At 71.2% G+C, this 22,162-nt stretch carries 17 protein-coding genes; 11 read left to right on the top strand and 6 right to left on the bottom strand.

The genetic code is table 11. From position 1 onward, the window contains the following. Positions 1-130: 130 nt before the first annotated feature. The 3 genes from Pph01_RS12825 (at position 131) to Pph01_RS12835 (ending at position 4,683) form a co-directional block, all read left to right on the top strand. Complete coding sequence (locus Pph01_RS12825; protein ID WP_204073279.1) at positions 131-2,311, top strand: alpha-ketoacid dehydrogenase subunit alpha/beta; 2,181 nt, start codon at positions 131-133, stop codon at positions 2,309-2,311. Between the two features lie 11 nt (positions 2,312-2,322). Beyond that, positions 2,323-3,666 (top strand): 2-oxo acid dehydrogenase subunit E2, encoded by a 1,344-nt coding sequence (locus Pph01_RS12830; protein WP_204073280.1) that lies wholly within the window; start codon positions 2,323-2,325, stop codon positions 3,664-3,666. A 153-nt stretch (positions 3,667-3,819) separates the two neighbouring features. Beyond that, entirely contained in the window at positions 3,820-4,683 is an 864-nt protein-coding gene (locus Pph01_RS12835; protein ID WP_204073281.1) for an aldo/keto reductase, read from the top strand. Between the two features lie 129 nt (positions 4,684-4,812). On the opposite strand, the gene Pph01_RS12840 is transcribed toward Pph01_RS12835, so the two are convergent. From Pph01_RS12840 to Pph01_RS12850, 3 genes are all read right to left on the bottom strand, one after another. Then, a complete protein-coding gene (locus tag Pph01_RS12840) occupies positions 4,813-6,522 on the bottom strand; it encodes a glycerol-3-phosphate dehydrogenase/oxidase (RefSeq protein WP_239116675.1) in 1,710 nt (569 codons plus the stop codon). Positions 6,523-6,669: 147 nt separating this feature from the next. Continuing rightward, positions 6,670-8,178, bottom strand: a complete 1,509-nt coding sequence (gene glpK, locus Pph01_RS12845; protein WP_204073283.1) for a glycerol kinase GlpK — start codon at positions 8,176-8,178, stop codon at positions 6,670-6,672. Between the two features lie 59 nt (positions 8,179-8,237). Continuing rightward, a complete protein-coding gene (locus tag Pph01_RS12850; RefSeq protein ID WP_204073284.1) occupies positions 8,238-9,077 on the bottom strand; it encodes an MIP/aquaporin family protein in 840 nt (279 codons plus the stop codon). Between the two features lie 309 nt (positions 9,078-9,386). On the opposite strand from Pph01_RS12850, the gene Pph01_RS12855 reads away from it, so the two are divergent. The 3 genes from Pph01_RS12855 to Pph01_RS12865 are packed head-to-tail and all read left to right on the top strand — an operon-like array spanning position 9,387 to position 12,691. Continuing rightward, positions 9,387-10,154, top strand: a complete 768-nt coding sequence (locus Pph01_RS12855) for an IclR family transcriptional regulator (RefSeq protein ID WP_204073285.1) — start codon at positions 9,387-9,389, stop codon at positions 10,152-10,154. A gap of 57 nt (positions 10,155-10,211) precedes the next feature. Further along, positions 10,212-11,726 carry a glycerol kinase GlpK gene (gene glpK / locus Pph01_RS12860; protein WP_204073286.1) on the top strand — a complete coding sequence of 505 codons (1,515 nt, stop codon included), beginning with the start codon at positions 10,212-10,214 and terminating at the stop codon, positions 11,724-11,726. A gap of 2 nt (positions 11,727-11,728) precedes the next feature. Further along, positions 11,729-12,691, top strand: a complete 963-nt coding sequence (locus Pph01_RS12865) for an aldo/keto reductase (protein ID WP_239116647.1) — start codon at positions 11,729-11,731, stop codon at positions 12,689-12,691. A gap of 25 nt (positions 12,692-12,716) precedes the next feature. On the opposite strand, the gene Pph01_RS12870 is transcribed toward Pph01_RS12865, so the two are convergent. After that, on the bottom strand, positions 12,717-13,175 hold the full coding sequence (locus Pph01_RS12870) for a hypothetical protein (RefSeq protein WP_204073288.1): 459 nt from the start codon (positions 13,173-13,175) through the stop codon (positions 12,717-12,719). A gap of 240 nt (positions 13,176-13,415) precedes the next feature. Here Pph01_RS12870 and Pph01_RS12875 point away from each other — a divergent pair, with 240 nt between their 5' ends. The 4 genes from Pph01_RS12875 (at position 13,416) to Pph01_RS12890 (ending at position 18,607) form a co-directional block, all read left to right on the top strand. After that, positions 13,416-14,270: a hypothetical protein gene (locus Pph01_RS12875; protein ID WP_204073289.1), complete on the top strand. Its 855-nt coding sequence runs from the start codon at positions 13,416-13,418 to the stop codon at positions 14,268-14,270. Next, positions 14,257-15,405, top strand: a complete 1,149-nt coding sequence (locus Pph01_RS12880; RefSeq protein ID WP_204073290.1) for a helix-turn-helix domain-containing protein — start codon at positions 14,257-14,259, stop codon at positions 15,403-15,405. The genes Pph01_RS12875 and Pph01_RS12880 overlap by 14 nt, the downstream gene beginning before the upstream one ends. 85 nt (positions 15,406-15,490) lie before the next feature. Further along, on the top strand, positions 15,491-15,916 hold the full coding sequence (locus Pph01_RS12885; protein WP_204073291.1) for a GerW family sporulation protein: 426 nt from the start codon (positions 15,491-15,493) through the stop codon (positions 15,914-15,916). Positions 15,917-16,051: 135 nt separating this feature from the next. Beyond that, a complete protein-coding gene (locus tag Pph01_RS12890) occupies positions 16,052-18,607 on the top strand; it encodes a glycosyl hydrolase family 18 protein (RefSeq protein WP_204073292.1) in 2,556 nt (851 codons plus the stop codon). 41 nt (positions 18,608-18,648) lie between these two features. Here the strand turns inward: Pph01_RS12890 and Pph01_RS12895 are convergent, their stop codons facing one another. Together Pph01_RS12895 and Pph01_RS12900 are read right to left on the bottom strand one after the other, a co-directional pair. Then, on the bottom strand, positions 18,649-19,221 hold the full coding sequence (locus tag Pph01_RS12895) for a hypothetical protein (protein WP_204073293.1): 573 nt from the start codon (positions 19,219-19,221) through the stop codon (positions 18,649-18,651). Positions 19,222-19,224: 3 nt separating this feature from the next. Continuing rightward, on the bottom strand, positions 19,225-19,983 hold the full coding sequence (locus Pph01_RS12900) for a bestrophin-like domain (RefSeq protein ID WP_204073294.1): 759 nt from the start codon (positions 19,981-19,983) through the stop codon (positions 19,225-19,227). A 278-nt stretch (positions 19,984-20,261) separates the two neighbouring features. Between Pph01_RS12900 and Pph01_RS12905 the strand changes: the two genes are divergently transcribed. Next, complete coding sequence (locus Pph01_RS12905) at positions 20,262-22,145, top strand: multicopper oxidase family protein (protein ID WP_204073295.1); 1,884 nt, start codon at positions 20,262-20,264, stop codon at positions 22,143-22,145. Positions 22,146-22,162: the final 17 nt, after the last annotated feature.

A 22,162-nucleotide genomic window follows, 5' to 3' on the forward strand; every position in this document is an offset into this window, starting at 1 on the left:
CGAGGGGAACATTGGATCCAAATTAGCATAGAGCGCCCAGGAAACCGGTGTCCACGGCTCGGCGATGGCTGGATATTGGATCCACTTTGTGCAACGCTTGACCTTCTGCGAACGATTGCATGGGAGAGTCATGACCGAGCACAACCGGCTCGAACCCGCCGCGCCATGGGTCGAGATCGTCGCCACCGAAGCCGACTGGGACGCGGCCGAGCCGGCTCTGCTCACGTCGATGCTCAGCCAGCTCGTGCTCATCAGGACCTTCGAGGAGTACGTCCTCGATCTCGCGCGGGAGGGCCTGGTCCACGGTCCCGCGCACTCGAGCATCGGGCAGGAGGCCGGCGCGGTCGGCTCGATCCTCCCCCTCACCAGCGCCGACACCGTCAACGGCTCGCACCGGGGTCATCACCAGTTCCTCGCCAAGGTGCTCGCCCATGTCGAGCCGAAGGGCATCGACCCCGCCAAGGAGTTCTCCGCCGACGTGCGCGCGGTGCTGCTCAGGAGCCTCGCCGAGATCTGCGGCCTCGACCGCGGCTTCAGCCACGGCCGCGGCGGCTCCATGCACCTGCAGTGGAAGGAGGCGGGCGCCATCGGGACCAACGCCATCGTCGGCGGCGGCGTCCCGCTCGCGGCAGGATCCGCCTGGGCGCACCGGCAGGCCGGCACCGACGCGGTGGCGGTGACCTACTTCGGCGACGGTGCCGCCAACATCGGCTCCACGCTCGAGACGTTCAACCTGGCCTCCGCGTGGCACCTGCCGCTGTGCTTCTTCATCGAGAACAACCGCTACGCCGTCTCGACCAACGTCGAGGAGGCCACCGGCGAGCCGCGGCTGTCGGCGCGGGGGCCCGGATTCGGGATCCCGAGCTGGAAGGTCGACGGAATGGATCCACTCGCGGTCCACCTCGCCATGCGGGAGGCCCTCGCCCACATGCGGGCCGGCAGGGGGCCGACCGTGATCGAGGCCGACGTCTACCGCTACTTCCACCAGAACGGCCCCTTCCCCGGCAGCGCGTTCGGCTACCGGACCAAGGAGGAGGAGAGGTCGTGGCGCGACCGGGACCCGATCAGGCAGCTCTCCGGTCATCTCGTACGGCGCGGCATCCTCCGCGACACCGAGATCGACGCCGTGACCGAGCGCGCCAGGGCGCTGATGGCGGACATCGGCGGCGTGCTCCTCGAGCCCCTGCCCGGCGGGAAGGCCGGTCAGCGGCGGATCAGGCCGGACGAGTGGCCCGACCCCGCCTTCGCCGACGTGGGGGTCCGCGGCGACCTCAGCGAGTTCGCCGGGGCCAGGATGGCCGACCGCGAGTCGTTCACCGGGGAGATCGCCGAGCAGAAGTTCATCGACGCCGTCGCCGGCGTGATGGGGCGGCGGATGGAGACCGACGAGACCGTCGTCGTGATGGGCGAGGACGTGCACCGGCTGGGCGGCGGCACCAACGGCGCCACCCGCGGGCTCAAGCAGGCCTATCCCGACCGGGTCCTCGGCACTCCGATCAGCGAGAACGCCTTCACCGGCCTCGGTGGCGGGGTCGCGCTCGACGGCCGCTACAAGCCGGTGGTCGAGTTCATGTACGCGGACTTCATGTGGGTCGCGGCCGACCAGCTCTTCAACCAGATCGGCAAGGCGCGGCACATGTTCGGCGGCGACGGCGAGGTCCCCTTCGTGCTCCGCAGCAAGGTCGCGATGGGCACCGGCTACGGCTCGCAACACTCGATGGACCCCGCGGGGATCTTCGCGACCGCGCCGGGCTGGCGCATCGTCGCCCCCTCGACCCCCTTCGACTACGTGGGCCTGATGAACAGCGCGCTGCGCTGCAAGGACCCCGTGCTCGTCCTGGAGCACGTCGACCTGTACGCGTCGACGGGCGAGGGGCCGGTCGGCGACCTCGACTACTGCATCCCGGTCGGCAAGGCCGCGGTCCGGCGGGCCGGGTCGCAGGTCACCGTCATCTCCTACCTCGCGATGACCAACTACGTCCTGGAGGCGGTCGAGTCGCTGGACGGCGTCGACGCCGAGGTGATCGACCTGCGCTGGCTCGACCGCGCGAGCATCGACTGGGACACCATCGGCGAGAGCATCAGGAAGACGAACAACGTGGTCGTCGCCGAGCAGGGAGCGATCGGCACGTCATACGGCGGCTGGCTGGCCGACGAGATACAACGCCGCTTCTTCGACTGGCTCGACCACCCGGTCCAGCGGGTGACGGGCGGCGAGGCGTCACCCAGCATCAGCAAGGTCCTTGAGCGCGCGGCCATCGCGAGGACCGAAGAAGTGGCCGCCAAGCTCACCGAGATCACGCGGTACTGAGAGGTCCTGACATGGCCAAGCTCCTGCGCATGCCAGAACTGGCCGCGAACGCGGTCGAGGCCGTCCTCCAGGGATGGCCGCTCCCCGAGGGCGCCGCGTACGCCAAGGGCGACGTGATCGCCACCGTCGAGACCGAGAAGGCCGTCGCGGACGTCGAGGCCGACGCCGACGGCGTCATCCTGAAGACCCTGGTGCCCGAGGGGGCAGGGGTCGAGGTCGGCGCTCCCATCGCCGTCATCGGCGGGCCCGGGGAGATGGCGCCCGACATCGACGCCCTGCTCGCCGAACTCGGCGTCGCCTCCCCCGCCGCGAACGACCCCGCGCCGGCGCCCTCCTCCCCCGCCGGCGCGGTCCCCACTCAGCCGCCGTCCTCGTTCGGCGCGATCCCCGCTCAGGCGCCGGCGGCCGGACCCACAGGGACGGGGACGACCAGGCGGATCTTCTCCAGTCCGCTCGCCCGCCGGATGGCCAAGGAGGCGGGCCTGCGGTACGAGCAGATCACCGGCACCGGCCCGAACGGCCGCATCATCCGCAGGGACGTGGAGGCGGCGATCGCGAGCCGAGACCGGGCCGGGTCCGTCCTCGTGGCGCCCGCGGAGCGGGCCGCGGCGGCGAGTGCGGCGCCGGTGGCGCCCGCGGCGGCGGTGTCCGCCGCGGTCCCCGCGACGGGTACGGCGGCCTTCACCGAGATCCCCCACTCGCGCATCCGCAGGGCCGTCGCCTCGCGGCTCACCGAGAGCAAGCAGACGACCCCCCACTTCTACGTGCGCGGCACCGCGCGGGTCGACAGGCTGCTTCGCCTGCGTGAGGAGCTGAACGACGGCGCCCCCGTCCGCGTCTCCGTCAACGACCTGGTGATCAAGGCGGTCGCGGGCGCGCACCTGCTGGTTCCGGCGATGAACGTCGTCTGGGCGCCGGACGCGGTCCGGTCGTTCTCCTCGGTCGACGTGTCGGTGGCGATCGCGACCGAGCGCGGCCTCGTCACGCCGGTGCTCAGGTCCGTCGAGCGGATGACCGTCACGTCCGTGGCCTCGGCCGTGAAGGACTTCGCCGAGCGGGCCAGAGCCGGGCGGCTCCGCCAGGACGAGCTCGAGGGCGGGGCGATCAGCGTGACGAACCTCGGCATGTACGGCACCGAGGACTTCGCCGCCATCATCAACCCGCCCCAGGCCGCGATCCTCGCCGTCGGAGCGGCACGTCAGGAGCCGGTCGTCCGGGACGGCGGGCTCGAGGTCGGCACGGTCATGCGGGTGACGCTCTCGGTGGACCACCGTCCCGTCGACGGCGTGGTCGCCGCCGAGTGGATGCGCGCCTTCCTCACCCTGGTCGAGAACCCAGTGCGGATCCTCGCCTGACGCGGACGCCCGGGGCCGGGGAGACGCCCCGGGTTTCGATCGCCGGGGGCCGGGGGCGATGCTCCGGATTTCAATCATTAGAGTCGAAAAGACCTGTCCTCCGCGGGCCGGATCCCACCGGCCCGCGGAAGAGCATGCGAGTTGGGGGATTCAATGCAGACACGCACCATCGGCGACATCCCGGTCAGCGCGATCGGTCTTGGCGGAATGCCCATGTCCATCGAGGGACGGCCGGACGAGTCGCGCTCGATCGCGGCCATCCACGCCGCTCTCGACGAAGGCGTGACCCTGATCGACACCGCCGACGCCTACCACATCCACGCCGACGAGGTCGGACACAACGAGTCCCTCATCGCGCGTGCGCTGGCGAGCTACGGCGGCGACACCTCCGAGGTGCTGGTCGCCACCAAGGGCGGCCACGTCCGCCCCGGCGACGGCTCCTGGACGGTCGACGGATCGCCCGAGCACATCAAGCAGGCGGCCGACGCCTCGCTGAAGCGGCTGGGCGTGGACGTGATCGGGCTCTACCAGTTCCACCGCCCCGACCCGACGGTCCCCTACGAGGAGTCGGTCGGCGCCGTCCGCGACCTGCTGGACGCGGGCAAGATCCGCATGGCCGGCATCTCGAACGCCAACCCGGAGCAGATCCGCTCGGCGAACGAGGTCCTCGGCGGCAGGCTGGTGAGCGTGCAGAACCAGTTCTCCCCGCTCTTCCGGTCGAGCGAGCCCGAACTGGACCTGTGCGCGGAGCTGGGCATCGCCTTCCTGCCGTGGGCGCCCTTCGGCGGCAGCTCGCGCGCCGGCGAGCTGGGCTCCCGGTTCTCCGCGTTCGGCGAGGTCGCCCAGGCCCACGGCGTGAGCCCGCAGCAGGTCTGCCTCGCGTGGATGCTGGCCAAGGCCCCCGTCGTGATCCCGATCCCCGGCTCCTCGCGTCCCGAGTCCGCCCGCGACTCGGCCAGGGCCGTCGACCTCAAGCTGTCCGCCGACGAGCTCGCCCGGTTGGACGCCGCCAAGTAAGCGTCCCGATGACGCCCGGCGAACGGTGACGTCCGGCGGACGAGCAACGCGAAGGGGCCGGCGATCGCACCTTTCGATCGCCGGCCCCTCACGTGTGGCGGGCGGGCCCGTCGCGGCACCGGCCGCTGATCAGCTCATCGCCGCCGACGGGGTCAGGCCGCCCAGCCGTACGGCGTTCGCGGCCGCGTCGTCGGGCTCCCGCCTGGCCGCGGTGTCGGCCTCGACGTACTGCCGATACTCGTCGATCTCCCTCTTCACCCGGTCGTCGTCCCAGCCGAGGACCGGCGCCAGGAGTGCCGCGATCCCCTGCGAGGCCTCCAGCCCGTGGTCGCGTTCCTCGATGAAGATGCGCGTGCGCCGGACCAGGACGTCCTCCAGGCGCAGCGCGCCCTCGTGCGAGGCCGCGTAGACCGCCTCGACCTTCAGGTAGCCCTCGGCGCCCGGGATCGGGTCGCCCAGACCGGGCGCCATCCCGACGATGTCGAGGAGTTCCTCCGTGCGGGAGCCGTACCGGTGCAGGAGGTGCTCCACGCGCCCGGTGGAGAGCCCGGCCCGCTCCGCGAGCCGCCCCTTGTTGTTGCGCACGGCCTCGAACCCGGCCGCGCCGATGATCTGCACGCGCTCGGTGATCGACGGGGGCACGGCCTCGCCCAGATCCCTGACCGCGGCGTCGACCGCGTCCTTGGCCATGATCCGGTAGGTGGTGTACTTTCCGCCCGCGACGACGGTCAGACCGGGGAGCGGCCTGGTCACGGCGTGCTCGCGGGAGAGCTTGACGGTGCTCGCCCCCGACCGCCCGATCAGCGGGCGCAGGCCCACGTAGACGCCCTCGATGTCGTCGGTGGTCAACGGCGTGTTCAGCACGGCGTTGACGTGGTCGAGGATGTACTCGATGTCCGCGTTCGTCGCGGAGGGCTCGGCCTTGTCCAGGTCCCACGCGGTGTCGGTGGTCCCGACGATCCAGTGCGGCCCCCACGGGATGACGAAGAGCACGCTCTTCTCCGTGCGGAGGATCAGACCGGTGTCGAGCCTGATCCGGTCCCGGGGCACCACGATGTGGACTCCCTTGGACGCGCGCACGGAGACGCCCTCGGCCGGCCGCGCCGTCGCGGTGCCCTCGACGCCGGCCATCCGCTGGAGCTCGTCGGTCCAGACGCCGGTGGCGTTGATCACCTCCCGCGCCCTGACCTCGATCTCCGCTCCGCTCTCCAGGTCGCGCACGCGCGCCCCGGTCACCCGTGCCCCCTCACGCAGGAAGCCGATCACCGGCGTCCTGGTGGTGACGCAGGCGCCGTACTGGGCGGCGGTCCTGGCGACCATCATGGTGAACCGGGCGTCGTCGACCTGCGCGTCGTAGTACTGGATGGCGCCGACGAGCGCGTCCTTGCGCAGCGCGGGGGCCTTCTCCAGCGTCCGCCGCAGGCTGAGCTGGCGGTGCCTGCGCAGGCCCCACCGCCCGGCGAGGGTGTCGTACAGCGTGATCCCGGCGCCGACGTAGAACCGTTCCCAGACCCGATGGTGCAGCGGGTAGAGGAAGGAGACCGGCCGGACGAGGTGCGGAGCCAGCCGGTTGGTGAGCAGGCCGCGCTCCTTGAGCGCCTCGCGCACCAGCCGGAAGTCGAGCTGCTCCAGATAGCGCAGTCCGCCGTGGATCAGCTTGCTCGACCGGCTGGACGTTCCCGCCGCCAGGTCGCGAGCCTCCACGAGGGCGACGGACAGGCCGCGCGAGACCGCGTCGAGCGCGGCTCCCGCCCCCACCACGCCGCCGCCCACGACGAGCACGTCGAACTCGTGCTCGCCGAGGGTGCGCAGCGCCGCGGCCCGGTACCGGGGTCCCAGCACCTGCCCGGACGATGATCCCCGAGTCGGCTCCGGAGATGGTGCGGAAGTCGGCCCCGAATATTCAGACATCGTGTTTCGTGCTCCTCATCGATCGAGGGGAGGTGCCGGGCCGCCGCCCTGGCGGACAGGTGGCCCGGCGACGTTTCACTGGACGTCGACCCAGTCGAGCGTGCGGGTGACGGCCTTCTTCCAGCCGGCGTAGCCGCGCTCGCGCTGCTCGTCGTCCCACTGGCTCTCCCAGCGGCGAGCCTCGTTCCAGTTCTGCTTGAGATCGTCGGTGGACTGCCAGAAGCCGACGGCGAGCCCGGCGGCGTAGGCGGCGCCCAGCGCGGTGGTCTCGGCCACGACCGGCCTCGACACCGGCACGCCGAGGATGTCGGCCTGCATCTGCATGCACAGCTCGTTGGCGGTCACGCCGCCGTCGACGCGCAGCACGTCGAGGACGACGCCCGAGTCCTGCTGCATGGCCTCGACGACGTCGCGGGTCTGGTAGCAGATCGACTCCAGGGTCGCCCGCGCCAGGTGGGCGTTGGTGTTGAAGCGGGACAGCCCGACGATCGCGCCGCGGGCGTCCGACCGCCAGTACGGGGCGAACAGGCCCGAGAAGGCGGGCACGAAGTACACGCCGCCGTTGTCCTCGACCTGTCGCGCCAGCGCCTCGCTCTGCGCGGCCCCGGAGATGATCCCGAGCTGGTCGCGCAGCCACTGGACGGCCGAGCCCGTCACCGCGATCGACCCCTCCAGCGCGTAGACCGGCTTGGCGTCGCCGAACTGGTAACAGACCGTGGTGAGCAGGCCGTTCTGCGAGCGCACCGGCTCGGTGCCGGTGTTGAGCAGCAGGAAGTTGCCGGTGCCATAGGTGTTCTTGGCGGTGCCGGGCTCGAAGCAGACCTGCCCGACGGTCGCCGCCTGCTGGTCGCCGAGGTCGCCGGACAGCGCCACCTCCCCGCCCAGCAGGCGGGTGGTGCCGTACAGGTCGGGGTTGGAGGAGGGCTTGATCTCGGGGAGCATCTGGCGGGGGATGCCGAAGAAGGAGAGCAGCTCGTCGTCCCAGTCGAGCGTCTCCAGGTTCATCAGCATGGTGCGGCTGGCGTTGGTGGGGTCGGTGACGTGCACGCCGCCGTCGACGCCGCCGGTGAGGTTCCACAGCAGCCACGTGTCGGTGTTGCCGAAGATCGCCTCACCGCGCTCGGCCGCCTCACGGACGCCGTCGACGTTCTCGAGGATCCACTGGATCTTTCCGGCCGAGAAGTACGTGGCCGGGGGCAGGCCCGCCTTGCGCCGGATGACGTCGCCCTTGCCCTCGCGCTCCAGCGCCGAGGCGATGCGGTCGGTCCGGGTGTCCTGCCACACGATCGCGTTGTAGTACGGCCGGCCGGTGCGGCGGTTCCACACGACCGCCGTCTCCCGCTGGTTGGTGATGCCGAGCGCGGCGAGGTCGGAGGCGTGGAGATCGGCCACGCGCATCGCGGTGTCGGCGACGGCGCGGGTCCGCTCCCAGATCTCGGTGGGGTTGTGCTCGACCCAGCCCGCCTGGGGGAGGATCTGCTCGTGCTCAAGCTGGTGGCGGGCCACCTCGTTGCCGCCATGATCGAAGATCATGAAACGGGTGCTCGTCGTGCCCTGGTCGATCGCTCCGACGAAGTCGGCCATCGGTCGTCTGCCTCTCGTGTCGTGGGGGTCACACCGATCTAATACCGGGTCGAGATTCTTCAGCGGGAGGCGGCGGCCGCCTCGTAGTCGGCGGGGGGAGGAGTGCGGCCGGGCTCGGGCGCGCCCTCACGCGGCAGGAAGCGGTCGACCAGGAGCTGGTACAGGCCGGCGCCGATGATCCCGCCGATGACGGGCGCGACGATCGGCACCCAGAAATAGAGGTCCCCGTACTGGTCGCGCCACGCGGAGCCGTACCCGGTGAGGAAGGACGCGAGGCGGGGGCCGAAGTCGCGTGCCGGGTTGATGGCGTATCCGGCGTTCGTCCCCCACGCCATGCCGATCGCCACCACGATCAGGCCGACGATGAACGGCGCGAGGTTCGCGAGCGGGGCGGAGTTGCGGACGTCGGTGACGGCGAGGATCAGGAACAGGAGGATCGCGGTGCCGATGATCTGGTCGCGGAAGCCGCCCCACATGTGGACCGGCAGCGTGCCGTTGCCCGGCAGGGTCGAGAAGACCCCCTGCGTCTTGACGGTGTGCCCCGGGTCGACCTTGGCGAGGACCTCGCTGTAGTTCCAGCGGACGATCAGCGCCGCGAGGAAGGCGCCGAGGGTCTGCGCCAGCGCGTACGGCAGGACCTTGCGCCAGGAGAATCCCTTGAAGACGGCCAGGGCCACGGTCACGGCGGGGTTGAGGTGGGCGCCGCTCAGGCGGGACGCCGTGTAGACGCCGAGGACGACCGCGAGTCCCCACGCCCATGCGATGCTGTCGTGGTCGCCGATCCCGCCGCCGACGACCTGGGCGACGACGCCCACCCCGAACAAAATCAGGATCAGCGTCCCCGCGAACTCGGCCGCCAGCTCACCCAGCAGCCCTCGGTTTGCGAACCGTTCCGCCATGTCTCCTCCTAAGACCATGTCCGCCTCTTAAGGGCGCGGACGGGCGGTGGTATGGGGACCCCCACAGGGGATGCAACGGGACGTTAAGCTTCGCTGTGAAGTACGTCAACGAATGAGTGTCGACATTGTCGAACACTAGTCAGGCTCACTGGTCCGTATTAGGCTCGTCGCGTGACGCAGGCCACTCCACTTCCGTCTATAACGCCCCGGCCGGTCGTTCATCGAAGGAAACCCGGTGAGGTAAAACCTCACGGCAAGATCCTGCGTCGGCATTGTCGAACACTTTTCGCCAGAGATACGATCCGCCCCATGCCTGGTCCAGTTCAGTCCATCGAGCGAGCGGCCGCCATCCTGCGCCTGCTCGCCCAGGGGTCAGGACGGCTCGGCCTCAGCGAGGTCGCCAACTCGCTCGGCCTCGCCCGGGGCACCGCACACGGCATCCTGCGCACGCTCCAGATGGTCGGCTTCGTGGAGCAGGACGAGGCGACCGGCAAGTACCAGCTCGGCGCCGCGCTGCTACATCTCGGCACCAGCTACCTCGACGTCAACGAGCTGCGGTCCCGCGCGATCAACTGGGCCGACGCGCTCGCGTCCCGCAGCGGCGAGGCCGTGCGCATCGGCACCCACCTGCAGGGCAAGCTCCTGGTGGTCCATCACGTCTTCCGCCCCGACGACACCCTCCAGACGCTGGACGTCGGCATGCTGCTGCCCATGCACGCGACGGCCATGGGCAAGGTGCTGCTCGCCTACGACGCCAACGCCGCCGCGGCCGTGCCCGAGGGCGACCTCGAGCAGTTCAGCCGCCGCACGATCCGCACGACCAAGGAGCTCACGCGCGCCCTGTCCGGGATCCGCGAGGTCGGCTGGGCGGCCGACGTCGAGGAGACCACCGTGGGCGAGGCGAGCGTGGCCGCCCCGATCCGCGGATACGGCGGCCTGGTCGTCGGCGCCATGGGGATCTCCGGGCCCGTCGAGCGGGTCTGCGACCCGCACAACCGCCCCCGGCCCGATCTCGTCACCTTCGTGCGTGACGCCGCGCGGGCGGTGTCGCGCGATCTCGGAGCTCCTCGCTGGTGATCTCGCTCGGAGAACCCGGTGAAATCCGCTGCCCGCCTGACACGGAGGTAGGTCACCGTGGCTGAGCGTTATGTGATGTCCATAGACCAGGGAACGACCTCGACCCGCTGCATCCTCTTCGACCACGGCGGCCGCCTGGTGTCGGTGGCGCAGCGCGAGCACAAGCAGCACTTCCCGCGTCCGGGCTGGGTGGAGCACGACGCCACCGAGATCTGGCGCAACCTGGAGCAGATCGCCCCGAAGGCGCTCGCACAGGCCGGGGCCGACCCCGGGCAGGTGGCCGCCGTCGGCATCGCGAACCAGCGGGAGACGACGGTCTTATGGGACCGCCACACCGGGATCCCCGTCACCCGGGCCGTCGTCTGGCAGGACACCCGCACCGACATGGTGGTGGAGGAGCTGGCCCGTCGCCCCGACGCGTACATCGTCGAGGAACTCTGCGGTCTCCACCTCGCCACCTACTTCTCGGCCCCGACCATCCGCTGGCTGCTCGACCACACCCCCGGCCTGCGGGAGCGCGCGGAACGGGGCGACGTCCTGTTCGGCACGATGGAGAGCTGGCTCATCTGGAAGCTCACCGGCGGCCCCGAGGGGGGCGTGCACATCACCGACGTGACCAACGCGAGCCGCACGCTCCTGATGAACATAAACAGCCTGAGCTGGGACGACACGCTCCTGGACTTCTTCGGTGTGCCCCGCGCGATGTTGCCGGAGATCCGGCCGTCGACCCAGACGTACGGCGTGGCCACGCGCGTCATGCCCGGCGTGCGCATCGCCGCCGCCCTCGGCGACCAGCAGGCGGCGCTGTTCGGGCAGACCTGCTTCGCCGTCGGCGAGGCCAAGTGCACGTACGGCACGGGCAGTTTCCTGCTGCTCAACACCGGCCACGAGCCCATCCGCTCCACGCACGGCCTGCTGACCACCGTCGGCTACCAGATCGGCGACGAACCCGCCGTCTACGCGCTGGAGGGGTCGATCGCGATCACCGGCGCGCTGGTCCAGTGGTTCCGCGACGGCCTGGGGCTCATCGGCACCGCGCCCGAGATCGAGACGGTGGCGAGGACCGTCGACGACAACGGCGGCTGCTACATCGTGCCCGCCTTCTCCGGGTTGTTCGCCCCCCACTGGCGCAGCGAGGCGCGGGGCATCATCGTCGGCCTCACCTCCTACATCACCAAGGGCCATCTGGCCCGGGCCGTCCTTGAGGCGACCGGCTGGCAGACCCGCGAGGTCGTCGACGCGATGAACGCCGACTCCGGCCTGAACCTGCGGACCCTGAACGTCGACGGCGGCATGACCGCGAACAACCTGCTCATGCAGTTCATCGCCGACGTGCTGAACGTGCCGGTGGTCCGGCCCATGGTCGCCGAGACGGTGTCCCTCGGCGCCGCCTACGCCGCCGGGCTCGCCGTCGGCTACTGGCCCGACCTCGAGGGTCTGCGCCGCAACTGGCACCGCGCCGCCCAGTGGCTGCCGGCCATGGATCCGGAGCTCCGCGCCCGGGAGTACGACAACTGGCAGCGCGCGGTCGAGCGCACCTTCGACTGGATCAAACCGCACGACGAGGAATGACCATGCTTGCTGAACGCCCGCTGGGCCGTACGAGACTGGTGGTCACCTCCGTCGGCTTCGGCCTGGCCGCGGTCGGGCGCCCGGCCTACATCACGCTCGGCCGGGACGAGGACCTCGGCGACGACCGCAGCGTGGCCGCGATGCGCGCGCGGAGCTGGGCCGTCCTCGACGCCGCGTGGGCGGCGGGCGTGCGCTACTTCGACGCCGCCCGTTCGTACGGCAGGGCGGAGGAGTTCCTCGCCGGCTGGCTGCACGACCGGGGGATCGCCCCGGGCGCCGCGACGATCGGGTCGAAGTGGGGATACGAGTACGTCGGCGGCTGGCGGATGGACGCCGAGCGCCATGAGGTCAAGGACCTGTCCGCCGAACAGCTGCACCGCCAGCTCGACGAGACGCTCGGCCTGCTCGGCCCGCACCTGTCGCTCTACCAGATCCACTCGGCGACGGTGGAGAGCGGGGTGCTCGACGACGACGACGTTCTCGGCGCGCTGAGCGCCCTGCGCGCGGAGGGCGTCGCGGTCGGGCTGTCGACCACCGGACCTCGGCAGGCGGACACGATCGACCTGGCCGTGGACACCGAGGTCTTCGACACGGTGCAGTCGACCTGGAACCTGCTGGAGCGCTCGGCGGGCCCCGCCCTGGCCCGGGCCCACGCGGCCGGGCTCGGCGTGATCGTCAAGGAGGGCGTGGCGAACGGCCGATTGACTGCGCGCACGGCTCCCGCGCCGCTCGCGGCGGCCGCGCGGGAACGCGGCGTCCCCGCGGACGCGCTCGCGCTGGGCGCGGTGCTCGCGCGGCCGTGGGTCACGACCGTGCTGAGCGGCGCGGCGTCGACGGCCCAGTTGCGCGACAACCTGGAGGCCGTCACGGTCCCATGGGACGACGGACTGGAGGAGCGGCTGGACTCGATGGCCGAGGATCCGGACCTCTACTGGGCCACACGCGGCTCGCTGGCCTGGGCTTGAGCCCCTTCCGGGCGATCGGCGGGTGTCAGGGCACGTAGCCCGTGCCGGAACCGCCCGACCCCGCGTCGCCGGAGCCGGAGCCGTCGGAATCGGCGAACCCGTCGAAGTCACCGGAGTCCTCGGACTCGTCGAACCCGTCCGGCGAACCGCCGTGACCGGACTCGTCGGACGACCACGACGACGCATGCTGGTGACCCCTGAGGCCGGGAATGATGATCTTCTGGGTACCCGGCACCGCGCCATCGGCCGGCGGCCACACGATCACGACGTCCTGGGGTGTCGGCGCGTGGAATGTCAGCGCGTCAGACGGGGTCGAAATGGGATCGTCGATCCAGGCGAGCTGTGACAACACCCCTCGCTGCGCAGGACCGGAGACGGAGACCGGCACGGACGCGGGCCCCTGCGCGTTCACGGCCGGAGCCGGGTCGGCGGACGTTCCAGAACCCGTGGCGAGCAGGACTCCCGCCACAATCACGGTGCACACAGGCATGATCTTCCCCCAACAGCAACAACAGTATTAGATCGACAGTAAGCACCACAGACCGCGCGATCTACGACCAGATGATCAATGTCCGGTCAAACATTCCCGGAGTGATCAGCGAGGTTCCGGCGGCACAGGGCGAGGACAACATCAACTACACCCGTGCCGGGAGTATGATGCGCGGAACTGAAGTGTCGGCGGCGGCGTCCGGGCAGCGGGCGAAGCCGGATCGGAGGTCGCCGGGTGTATCCGAGTCCGTCCCCCCAGGGCTGGGCCGCCGGACGTTTCGGCGACCGGGCCGGCGCCGTGCGCCGCCAGATCGTCGCGTCGCTGACCGAGGCCGTCGCCAACGCCCAAGATGCGCAGCGCTGGTCGCGCAGCGACAAACATTTCACCTACGGCCATACCCTGATGACCAGGCGGTACGAAGCGCTCGCCGAAGGATTCCGGCATGAGCCGGGATTCCAGACGGTCAGGCCGTACGCCTCTCCGCACCGCCTCGTGCTGCTCGACGGCAACCTGCTGCTGCCGTTCCGCTACGCCGAGGACGACACCACGCCCGTCTCCACGGCCCGGATCAGCGACGGCCGCATCTCGGCCCTGGTGCGTGAGCTGTTCAACCGGTTCGGCCCGGCGGCCGCCTACCGCCAGGAGGAGCTCGACCTGTCGATCGGCTGGGACGGCGAGCGGAATCCGGACGACCGGCCATCCACGGAAGGGGCCGACGGCCGGCAGGCGGACGGGGCCGCGATCCGACCGTCGCTGCCCCACCTCCCCGAGGACACCCGGCTGGTCCCCGTCGCATACGCGGGCAACGCCCATACCGGGCTGCTGCGGCTCTACTGGGGCGAGGCCGAGCTCCTCGACGACCTCGGTCACCTCCGGTGGCTCCATTGCGAGCCGATCCCGCTCACGATCGCGCCCTCGTCCGGCGGAGTCCCCGAGGCCGTCGGCGCGGCGCGCTTCGACCAGGGTGCGCTGCCCGATCTGGCCCTGCGCGCCAGGCCGCCGGTCGAGCGGGCGAATGAGACGATGTTCCCCGTCCACAGCGAGGCACAGCAGGAAACCGCGGTCACCGCCGACGATGAGCACCCGTAACCAGAGCCACCCGAGCCCGCAGGCCGTCGCCGACGCGTTCGCCCCGAGCCGGCTCACCCAGGCGCGGCACCTCGCGGGCCTGACCAAGAAGGACCTGGCGGAGCGGATCGGGGTCACACCCGCCGCCGTCGGGCAGTACGAGACGGGCATGACCCGGCCGCGCCCGGCGCTGGTCCCCCAGCTCGCCGACGCCCTCGCCGTACCGCCGGCGTTCTTCCTGACCGGCCGCCCGCACGGCAAGCTCGACGGCTCGATGGCGCACTTCCGCAGCCTGCGCTCCACACGTGCCCACCAGCGGGCCAAGGCCGTCGCGTTCGTGGAGCAGGTGTGGGAGCTCGCGCACGCGCTGGAGAAGCGGGTGCGACTCCCCCACGTCGACCTGCCCGGTTTCTCCGGCGGCGAGGTGCACGCGGGGGTGGACCTCCCCCGCGACCCCGCGCAGGCGGCCCGCGCGCTGCGCCGGCTCTGGGGACTGGGCACCGGCCCGCTGTCCCACATCGTCAGGCACATGGAGGCGCACGGCGTCATCGTCGTGTTCCCGCCTCCCGACGAGGACTCCGCGACCGTCGACGCGTTCTCCACCTCACAGCTGCCCCGGCCGATCGTGGTGCTGACGGCCAACCGGTTCGACGACATCCATCGGTACCGCTTCACCGCGGCGCACGAGCTCGGCCATCTGGTCCTCCACGGCGACACGGCGTCGGGGGACGCACAGCAGGAGCGGGAGGCGGACGTGTTCGCCGCGGAGTTCCTCACCCCCCGCGACAGCATCCTGCCCGACCTGCCCAGGCGGCTCGACCTGCGCCGTCTGGGGCAGCTCCGGCACACCTGGGGCGTCTCCGTCGACTCGCTCCTCTACCGCTGCCGGGAGGTGGGCCTGCTGTCCGACTCCGCGGCGAGCCGCGCCTACCAGCGGCTCAGGGAGCTGCGCGACCAGCCCGGCTTCGCCGCCGAGCCGATCAGCGGCTATCCCGGCGAACAGCCGACGCTTCTGCGCCAGGCCTTCGAGCTGGCGGTGGCCGAGACGGGGCTCACGATGGCGCAACTCGCGGGCGCGCTGGCCTGGCCGGCCGGCCGCGTGCGCGAACTGCTCGGCATGCCCGACCAACGCCCGGCTCTGCGCATCGTCCCCTGACAGCGGCGGCCGTCGTACGGCCCTTCCTTGCGAACGTGCCGCGAACGACCATGGGGGGCGCGGGTGCTACGAAGGGAGTCAAAGCATGGAGGTCACGAAACTGATCTCGCGGATCCAGGACCACGTGACGGTCCGGCGGGTCTTCGGGGAGCCGATCACGGTGGACGGCGTGACGGTCGTCCCTGTCGCCAGGGTCGCCGCCGGCGGCGGTGGCGGTGAAGGCTCAGGACCGGGGGTGCGCGGCGACGGCGGGTCCGCCACGGGCGGTGACCACACGGGCGAGGGGCAGGCCGAGGGCTTGGGGGCGGGCTTCGGCATGGCCGCCAGCCCGGCGGGGGTCTACGTCATCAAGGAGGGCAAGGTCAGCTGGGAGCCCGCCCTCGACATCAACCGCATCGTGCTGGGAGGCCAGATCGTCGCCGTCGTGGCGCTGCTCACTCTGCGCGCGATCGTCCGCAGCAGGGCCAAGGCACGCGCCGGCGCGCACGGTGCGCCACGCCGCGGGCGCTGATCTCCGCGACCGACGCCGCCTCACGCCCCGGCCGGGCGGAGGCGGCGCCGCTGTTTTGGGTCTTGCCGGGAGAAAGGGCCGGGATTACGATCCGCGCAATTGTTAGGAAACTTTCCTGTAAGGAAGTGCTTCCACATGCGCCGATTAGCCGCCGTGTTGTCGGTAATCGTCCTGGCGATCGCCCTGGCCTCCCCCGCCTCCGCCGCCGACCGCCTGATCGCGACCTTCACCCTGAACGGCACGCAGGGGAAGTTCGTGGTGAGCAACCCGGGCTCCTCCGCCGTCAGCGGCTGGTCGATCGAGTTCGACCTGCCGGCCGGGGTGACCGTCAGCAACGCCCAGAACGCGACGACCTCGCAGTCCGGGACCCACGTCACGCTGACCCCCGCCTTCTACATCGACACCGTCCGGGCGAACGGGAACACCGAGCCGTTCAGCCCCACGTTCACCCTCAGCGCGGCGGCCCAGCCGTCCGGATGCACCATCGCCGGCGCCCGCTGTGACGGCACCGGCGATCCCGCTCCCCCGCCGCCCCCGCTCACGGCGACGTACTCGGCCAACGGCACTCAGGCGAAGTTCGTGGTGAAGAACAACTCCGGCACCGCCCTCAACGGCTGGTCGATCACCTTCGACCTGCCCGCCGGGGTCACCGCGAGCGCCGCCCAGAACGGCGCGCTGACCCAGACGGGCCGCCAGGTCACGCTGAACCCCGCTTTCTACAACTCGACGGTGGCGGCGCACGGTTCGACCGAGCCTTACAGCCCGTCCTTCACGCTCAGCTCCGCCGCGCAGGCGACGAACTGCCGGGTCAACGACGTCAGATGCGACGGCTCGGCGGACACGCCGCCCGGGGCGCCGGCGAACCTGCGCTCACCCGTCAAGACCACCAGGACCGTCTCCCTGGCCTGGGACGCCGCGACCCCGGGGAGCCTGCCCATCACCGGCTACGAGGTCTACAACGGCACAGCCCTCGTCACGACGGTGACCGGGACGGCCACCACGGTCACGGGGCTGTCCCCGAACACGGCCTACTCCTTCACCGTCAAGGCCAGGGACCGCAAGGGCGGCCTGTCCGCCGCGAGCGCCGCGCTGGCCGTCCGGACGAACAACCCGGCCGACGACACCCAGCCGCCGACGGCTCCGGCGAACCTGCGCAGCACCGGCACGACGTCGTCGACGGTCGCGCTCGCGTGGAACGCCTCGACCGACGACAAGGGCGTCGCGGGATATGACGTCTACGTGGGCGGCACGCTCACCACGACCGTCGCCGGCACCACGACCACGGTGACCGGGCTGTCCCCGTCCACCCAGTACACCTTCCAGGTCCGCGCCCGCGACCTGTACGACAACACCTCCGCGCCGAGCAACGCCGTGACGGCGTCCACCGGCGACATCATCGGCAGCGGGTACGCCCGGGTGGGCTACTTCGTGCAGTGGGGCATCTACGGGCGGCAGTACTTCGTCCGCAACCTGGACACCACCGGAGCCGCCGCGAAGCTGACCCACCTCAACTACGCCTTCGCGAACATCGACCCGGTGAACCTGACCTGCCTGAACGGTGTCACCAAGGGCACCACGGCCAACCCGCAGGATCCGAACCAGGGTGACGGCTCAGGCGACGCGGACGCCGACTACGGCAGGCCGATGAGCGCGGCGCAGTCCGTCGACGGCGTCGGCGACACCGGCTGGGAGGCGCTGCGCGGCAACTACAACCAGCTGCGCAAGCTCAAGGCCAAGTACCCGAACCTGAAGGTGCTGATCTCGATCGGCGGCTGGACCTATTCGAAGTACTTCTCCGACGTGGCGGCCACCGACGCGTCCCGCCGGAAGTTCGTCAGCTCGTGCATCGACATGTACATCAAGGGCAACCTGCCGGTGTACAACAGCGCGGGCGGGCCGGGCAGCGCGGCCGGGATCTTCGACGGCATCGACCTCGACTGGGAGTGGCCGGGCTCGGACGGCCATCCCGGCAACCACGTCAGCCCGAACGACAAGGCGAACAACACCCTCCTGATCGCCGAGTTCCGCAGGCAGCTCGACGCGCTGACCACGGAGACGGGCAAGCGCTACCAGCTCACCGCCTTCACCCCGGCCGACCCGGCGAAGATCGCGGCGGGATGGGACCTGCCGCAGGTCGCCAAGTCCCTGGACATCTTCAACATCCAGGGCTACGACTTCCACGGCGCGGGAAGCGACAACTCGTGGGAGCCGAACCGCACGGGGCACCAGGGCAACCTCTACGCCGACGCCGACGACCCGTACTCGTTCCACTTCAGCGTGGAGAACGCGGTCAACGCTTATCTCCAGGCCGGGGTGAATCCGCGCAAGCTCACCATCGGGCTCGCCTACTACGGACGCGGCTGGCAGGGCGTCGCCGACGGCGGCAAGGCGGGCGAGTGGCAGGCCGCGGGCGGAGCGGCCGCCGGCCAGTTCGCCGAGGAGGCCGGCACTCGCGGGTACTCGAACCTGGTGGCCGGCGTGCCCGGCTGCACGGTACGTCATGACGAGCAGGCGGTCGCCACCTACTGCTTCACCGGGAACGGCGGCCAGTGGTGGAGTTTCGACGACGCCTGGTCGATCGGCCGCAAGACCGAGTGGCTGAAGAGCAAGGGCCTGCTCGGCGCGATGATCTGGGAGATGTCCGGCGACACCGGATCCCTGACCAGCGCCCTCGACGCCGGTCTGCGATAGCGCGACCCGGGGCCGTCTCCGCTACGGGAGGCGGCCCCGGCTCAGCGGAAGGCCGCGAACGCCACGCCCGCCGCGGTGGCGATCACCGTGGAGAAGATGACGAGCACCATGATCGTGCCGAGCGGGTTGCGATGCTTGCGTGTGAAGGCCGCCAGCGGCGTGCGCACGGGATAGGCGGAGGCGACCGTCGAGGGCTCCGGCCGGGGAGACGACGGTTCGGGCGTCGGCGTCGGCGTCCGGTGCCGTACGACGGGCGCCACCGGCGGCGGGGCGGGCCTGGCGGGTGCGGGAGGCGTGACCCGCCGCGTGGGCGAGGGGGCCGGCCGCGGAGTCGGAGGCTCCGGCGACGGCGGGGGAGCCGGGCGGGCGCACTGAGGCCGGGACAGAATGCCGACCTCGGCCTTCAGCCGCACCAGCGTGTGGAGGTCGACGCAGACGGCGATGCCCAGGCCGTCGTCGTCCGGAGGTTGCGGGCCCGCCTTCACCCTGACATCGGCTCTCACCAGGGGATCGGGTGGAGGCGCGGCCGCGGCCGGCATGGCGACCCCGGCGGCCGCGAGCGCGCAGCCCGCGAGGACGCCGCCCACCGCCGTGAGGGTCCGTGTGAAGCCCATGGGTCACCGACTCTCGGGGATTCGCTGGAATTCCTGCAGCGCGGCCGAGAAGGCGTCGGGCGTGACCGCCAACCCGCCGGTGAACACGCGGGAGATGTCCCAGGCCAGGTAGACGCCGACGCCCAGCATCATTGCCATCGCGAGCATCGGCACGAGGGCGAGACCGCGAGGCCGGGCGCCCGCCAGGAACGGGAAGACCAGGACCACGGCTCCCGTCAGGATCGTCAGCACCATGACCCCGGCCGGAGGTGCGGCCTTCGCGTCGGCCGCCCTCTGACGCCGGGCGGCGGACAGGTCGGCCAGCCGGTCGAGGGCCGCTCCCTTGGCCCCCCGCGCGTCCTCGTCCGTCACGTTGAGCGCGGCCACCTGGGTGCGCAGGGAGTCGAGCCGCCAGGAGCCCTCGGGGCTGAGCCGGCCCGACGCCATGAGGGGCCACTCGTTGTCGAGCACGAAGCCGACGTAGTCGCGCAGTCCCGCCTGCACCTCGGCGCCGGCCGGAGCCGGCAGCGAGGCCGCGGACCAGTAGGTCTCCACCGCCGCCTGGGACTCGGTGTAGGTGTTCTGCCTGGCCGAGTCGACGGTCGTCCACGGGACGACGATCGCGATGGCGAACACGAGCAGGAACAGCGAGGAGACCATCGCCCCCGCGTGCCCCGAGGAGGTCTCGTCTCCCGTCTTCCCCCGGGCCAGCCTCCGGAACAGGAATGCGGACGCGGCCACGAGACCGACCGCCGCCACCACGGCGAACACGCAGACGAGCATTGACCATCCCCATAGACGACGAGAGCCGGGCAGGCCGGAGGCTTTCCCGATCACTTTGTGTTACATGACTACCACATGAAGTCACCATAGGGCTCGCCTTACCGCAAGACCGGACGCGCAGTTCGGGCCCGTTTGAGGCGTTATTGACGAGATGGTCGCTAGCCTCGGATGGGAAAGAGGCCAGGTGACGGGCACGTCGTCCCGCTCACCTGCTCCAGCCGTTCTGTGGCCACGGGGGCGGCCGGCGGCCGCCGGCGGAACCGAGCGGAGGCACGGCGATGCGGCTCACCAGACGGGAATTCGCGCGCCTCGCGGCGGGAGCGGGGATCGCGGCCTCGTGGCCGGCGAAGCCGGGCCCGGCGTTGCGGAAGTTCACCGACCCGCTGCCCGTTCCGCCTGTGGCCGTACCGGACAGGTCGGCCCATCGGGGCGCCGACTACTACGACGTGACCATGCGGCAGGCCCCCTGGCGCTTCCACCGCGACCTCGGCATGACCATGGCGTGGGGATACTGGGCCGCCGATCCAGGGGATCCGGCGCGCCCCCTGGGGCTGGGCTGCCTCGGGCCGACGCTGGTGGCCCGGCGCGACAGGCCGGTGATCGTCAGGTACCGCAACCGGCTGCCCACCACCCACCTGCTGCGCGGCTCCGTCGACCCCAGCCTCTGGCGGAGCGTCCCCGGCGTCCCGCCGGACCCGCCGGGAGGGCGGCGGATGACCGACCTGCCCCGCGACGTCACCGTGTGGAACGTCGTCCACCTGCACGGGGGCCTCAACCCCCCGCAGTCGGACGGCAACCCGGAGAGCTGGTTCACGTCCCACGGGCTCCACGGCCCCATGTACGGCTCGCTACCGGGAGCCGCGGCCGACGAGGCGATCTACGCCTACGGCAACGCGCAGCGGGCGGCCATGTTGTGGTACCACGACCACGCCATGGAGCTCACGCGGCTCAACAACTACGCGGGGCTGTCCGGCGCCTACATCCTCCGCGATCACATCGAGGACGCGCTCGGCCTGCCCCGCGGCAGGTTCGAGGTGCCTCTTCTCATCCAGGACCGCACGTTCCGCGCGGACGGCTCGCTCTTCTATCCCACGAAAGGCGGCGGCCGCCACCATCCCGTCTGGGTCCCGGAGTTCTTCGGCGACACCCCCGTCGTGAACGGCAAGGCGTACCCCTTCCTGGCGGTGGAGCCGCGCCGCTACCGGTTCCGCGTGCTCAACGCGTCGAACGCGCGCTTCTATCACCTGTGGTTCGCACGAGACGCGTCCCGGCTGCCCTTCTGGGTGGTCGGGTCCTCGGGCGGCCTGCGGTCCTTCCCCCTGCGCGCCGACCGGATCCTGCTGGCGCCGTCGGAACGGGCCGACATCGTCGTCGACTTCGGCAGGCTGCCGATGGGCGCCGCCGTCACGCTCATGAACGACGCCGCAGTGCCGTACCCGGGCGGAGGCGGCGGGCCGGCCATCCCCGAGATCATGCGCTTCCACGTCTCCGACCCGCTGACCGGCCGTGACGACAGCACGCCGCCCGGCGCGCTCGCCCTTCCGCCGCTTGAACCGCTCCGGCCGGGGCCGGAGACCCCGGTTCGCGCGCACGTCCTCACCGAGACACTCGACCGGCAGGGCGCCCCGATCCACATGCTGATCGGCGACCGCTACTTCTTCGAGCCGGTGGACGACTTCGTGAAGTCGGGCGCGACCGAGATCTGGGAGTACGTCAACACCACGGAGGACGCCCACCCCATGCACGTCCACCTCGTGCAGTTCCTCATCCACAACCGCCAGCGGTTACGGGTGGAGGAGTACGCGAGGGACCACGCCCGCTGGGTCGCGGCGGGCCGCCCTCCCGGCGGCGGACCCGACCCGGCCCGCTATCTCCTGGGCCCGCCGGTGCCGCCGGAGCCCGACCAGCAGGGCTGGCGGGACACCTTCGTGGCCTATCCGCGGATGGTCAACCGGATCGTCGCCCGGTTCGACCCGGCGCCCCCTGTTCCCGGCGTCGGCGGAACCGCCACCGCGTTCCCCGCCGGGTACATCCATCATTGCCACATCCTCGAACACGAGGACAACGACATGATGCGGCCATGGCGGCTGGTGACGTCCCAGCCCGCGCCTCCGGACACGCCACACGCGGGCGGGCCCGGGGCGCCTCCGCGCACCGGCTGATCGTCGACGGAGGTGAT

The sequence above is a fragment of the Planotetraspora phitsanulokensis genome (genome assembly GCF_016863295.1).
In the GTDB taxonomy this organism is placed as follows: Bacteria; Actinomycetota; Actinomycetes; order Streptosporangiales; family Streptosporangiaceae; genus Planotetraspora; species Planotetraspora phitsanulokensis.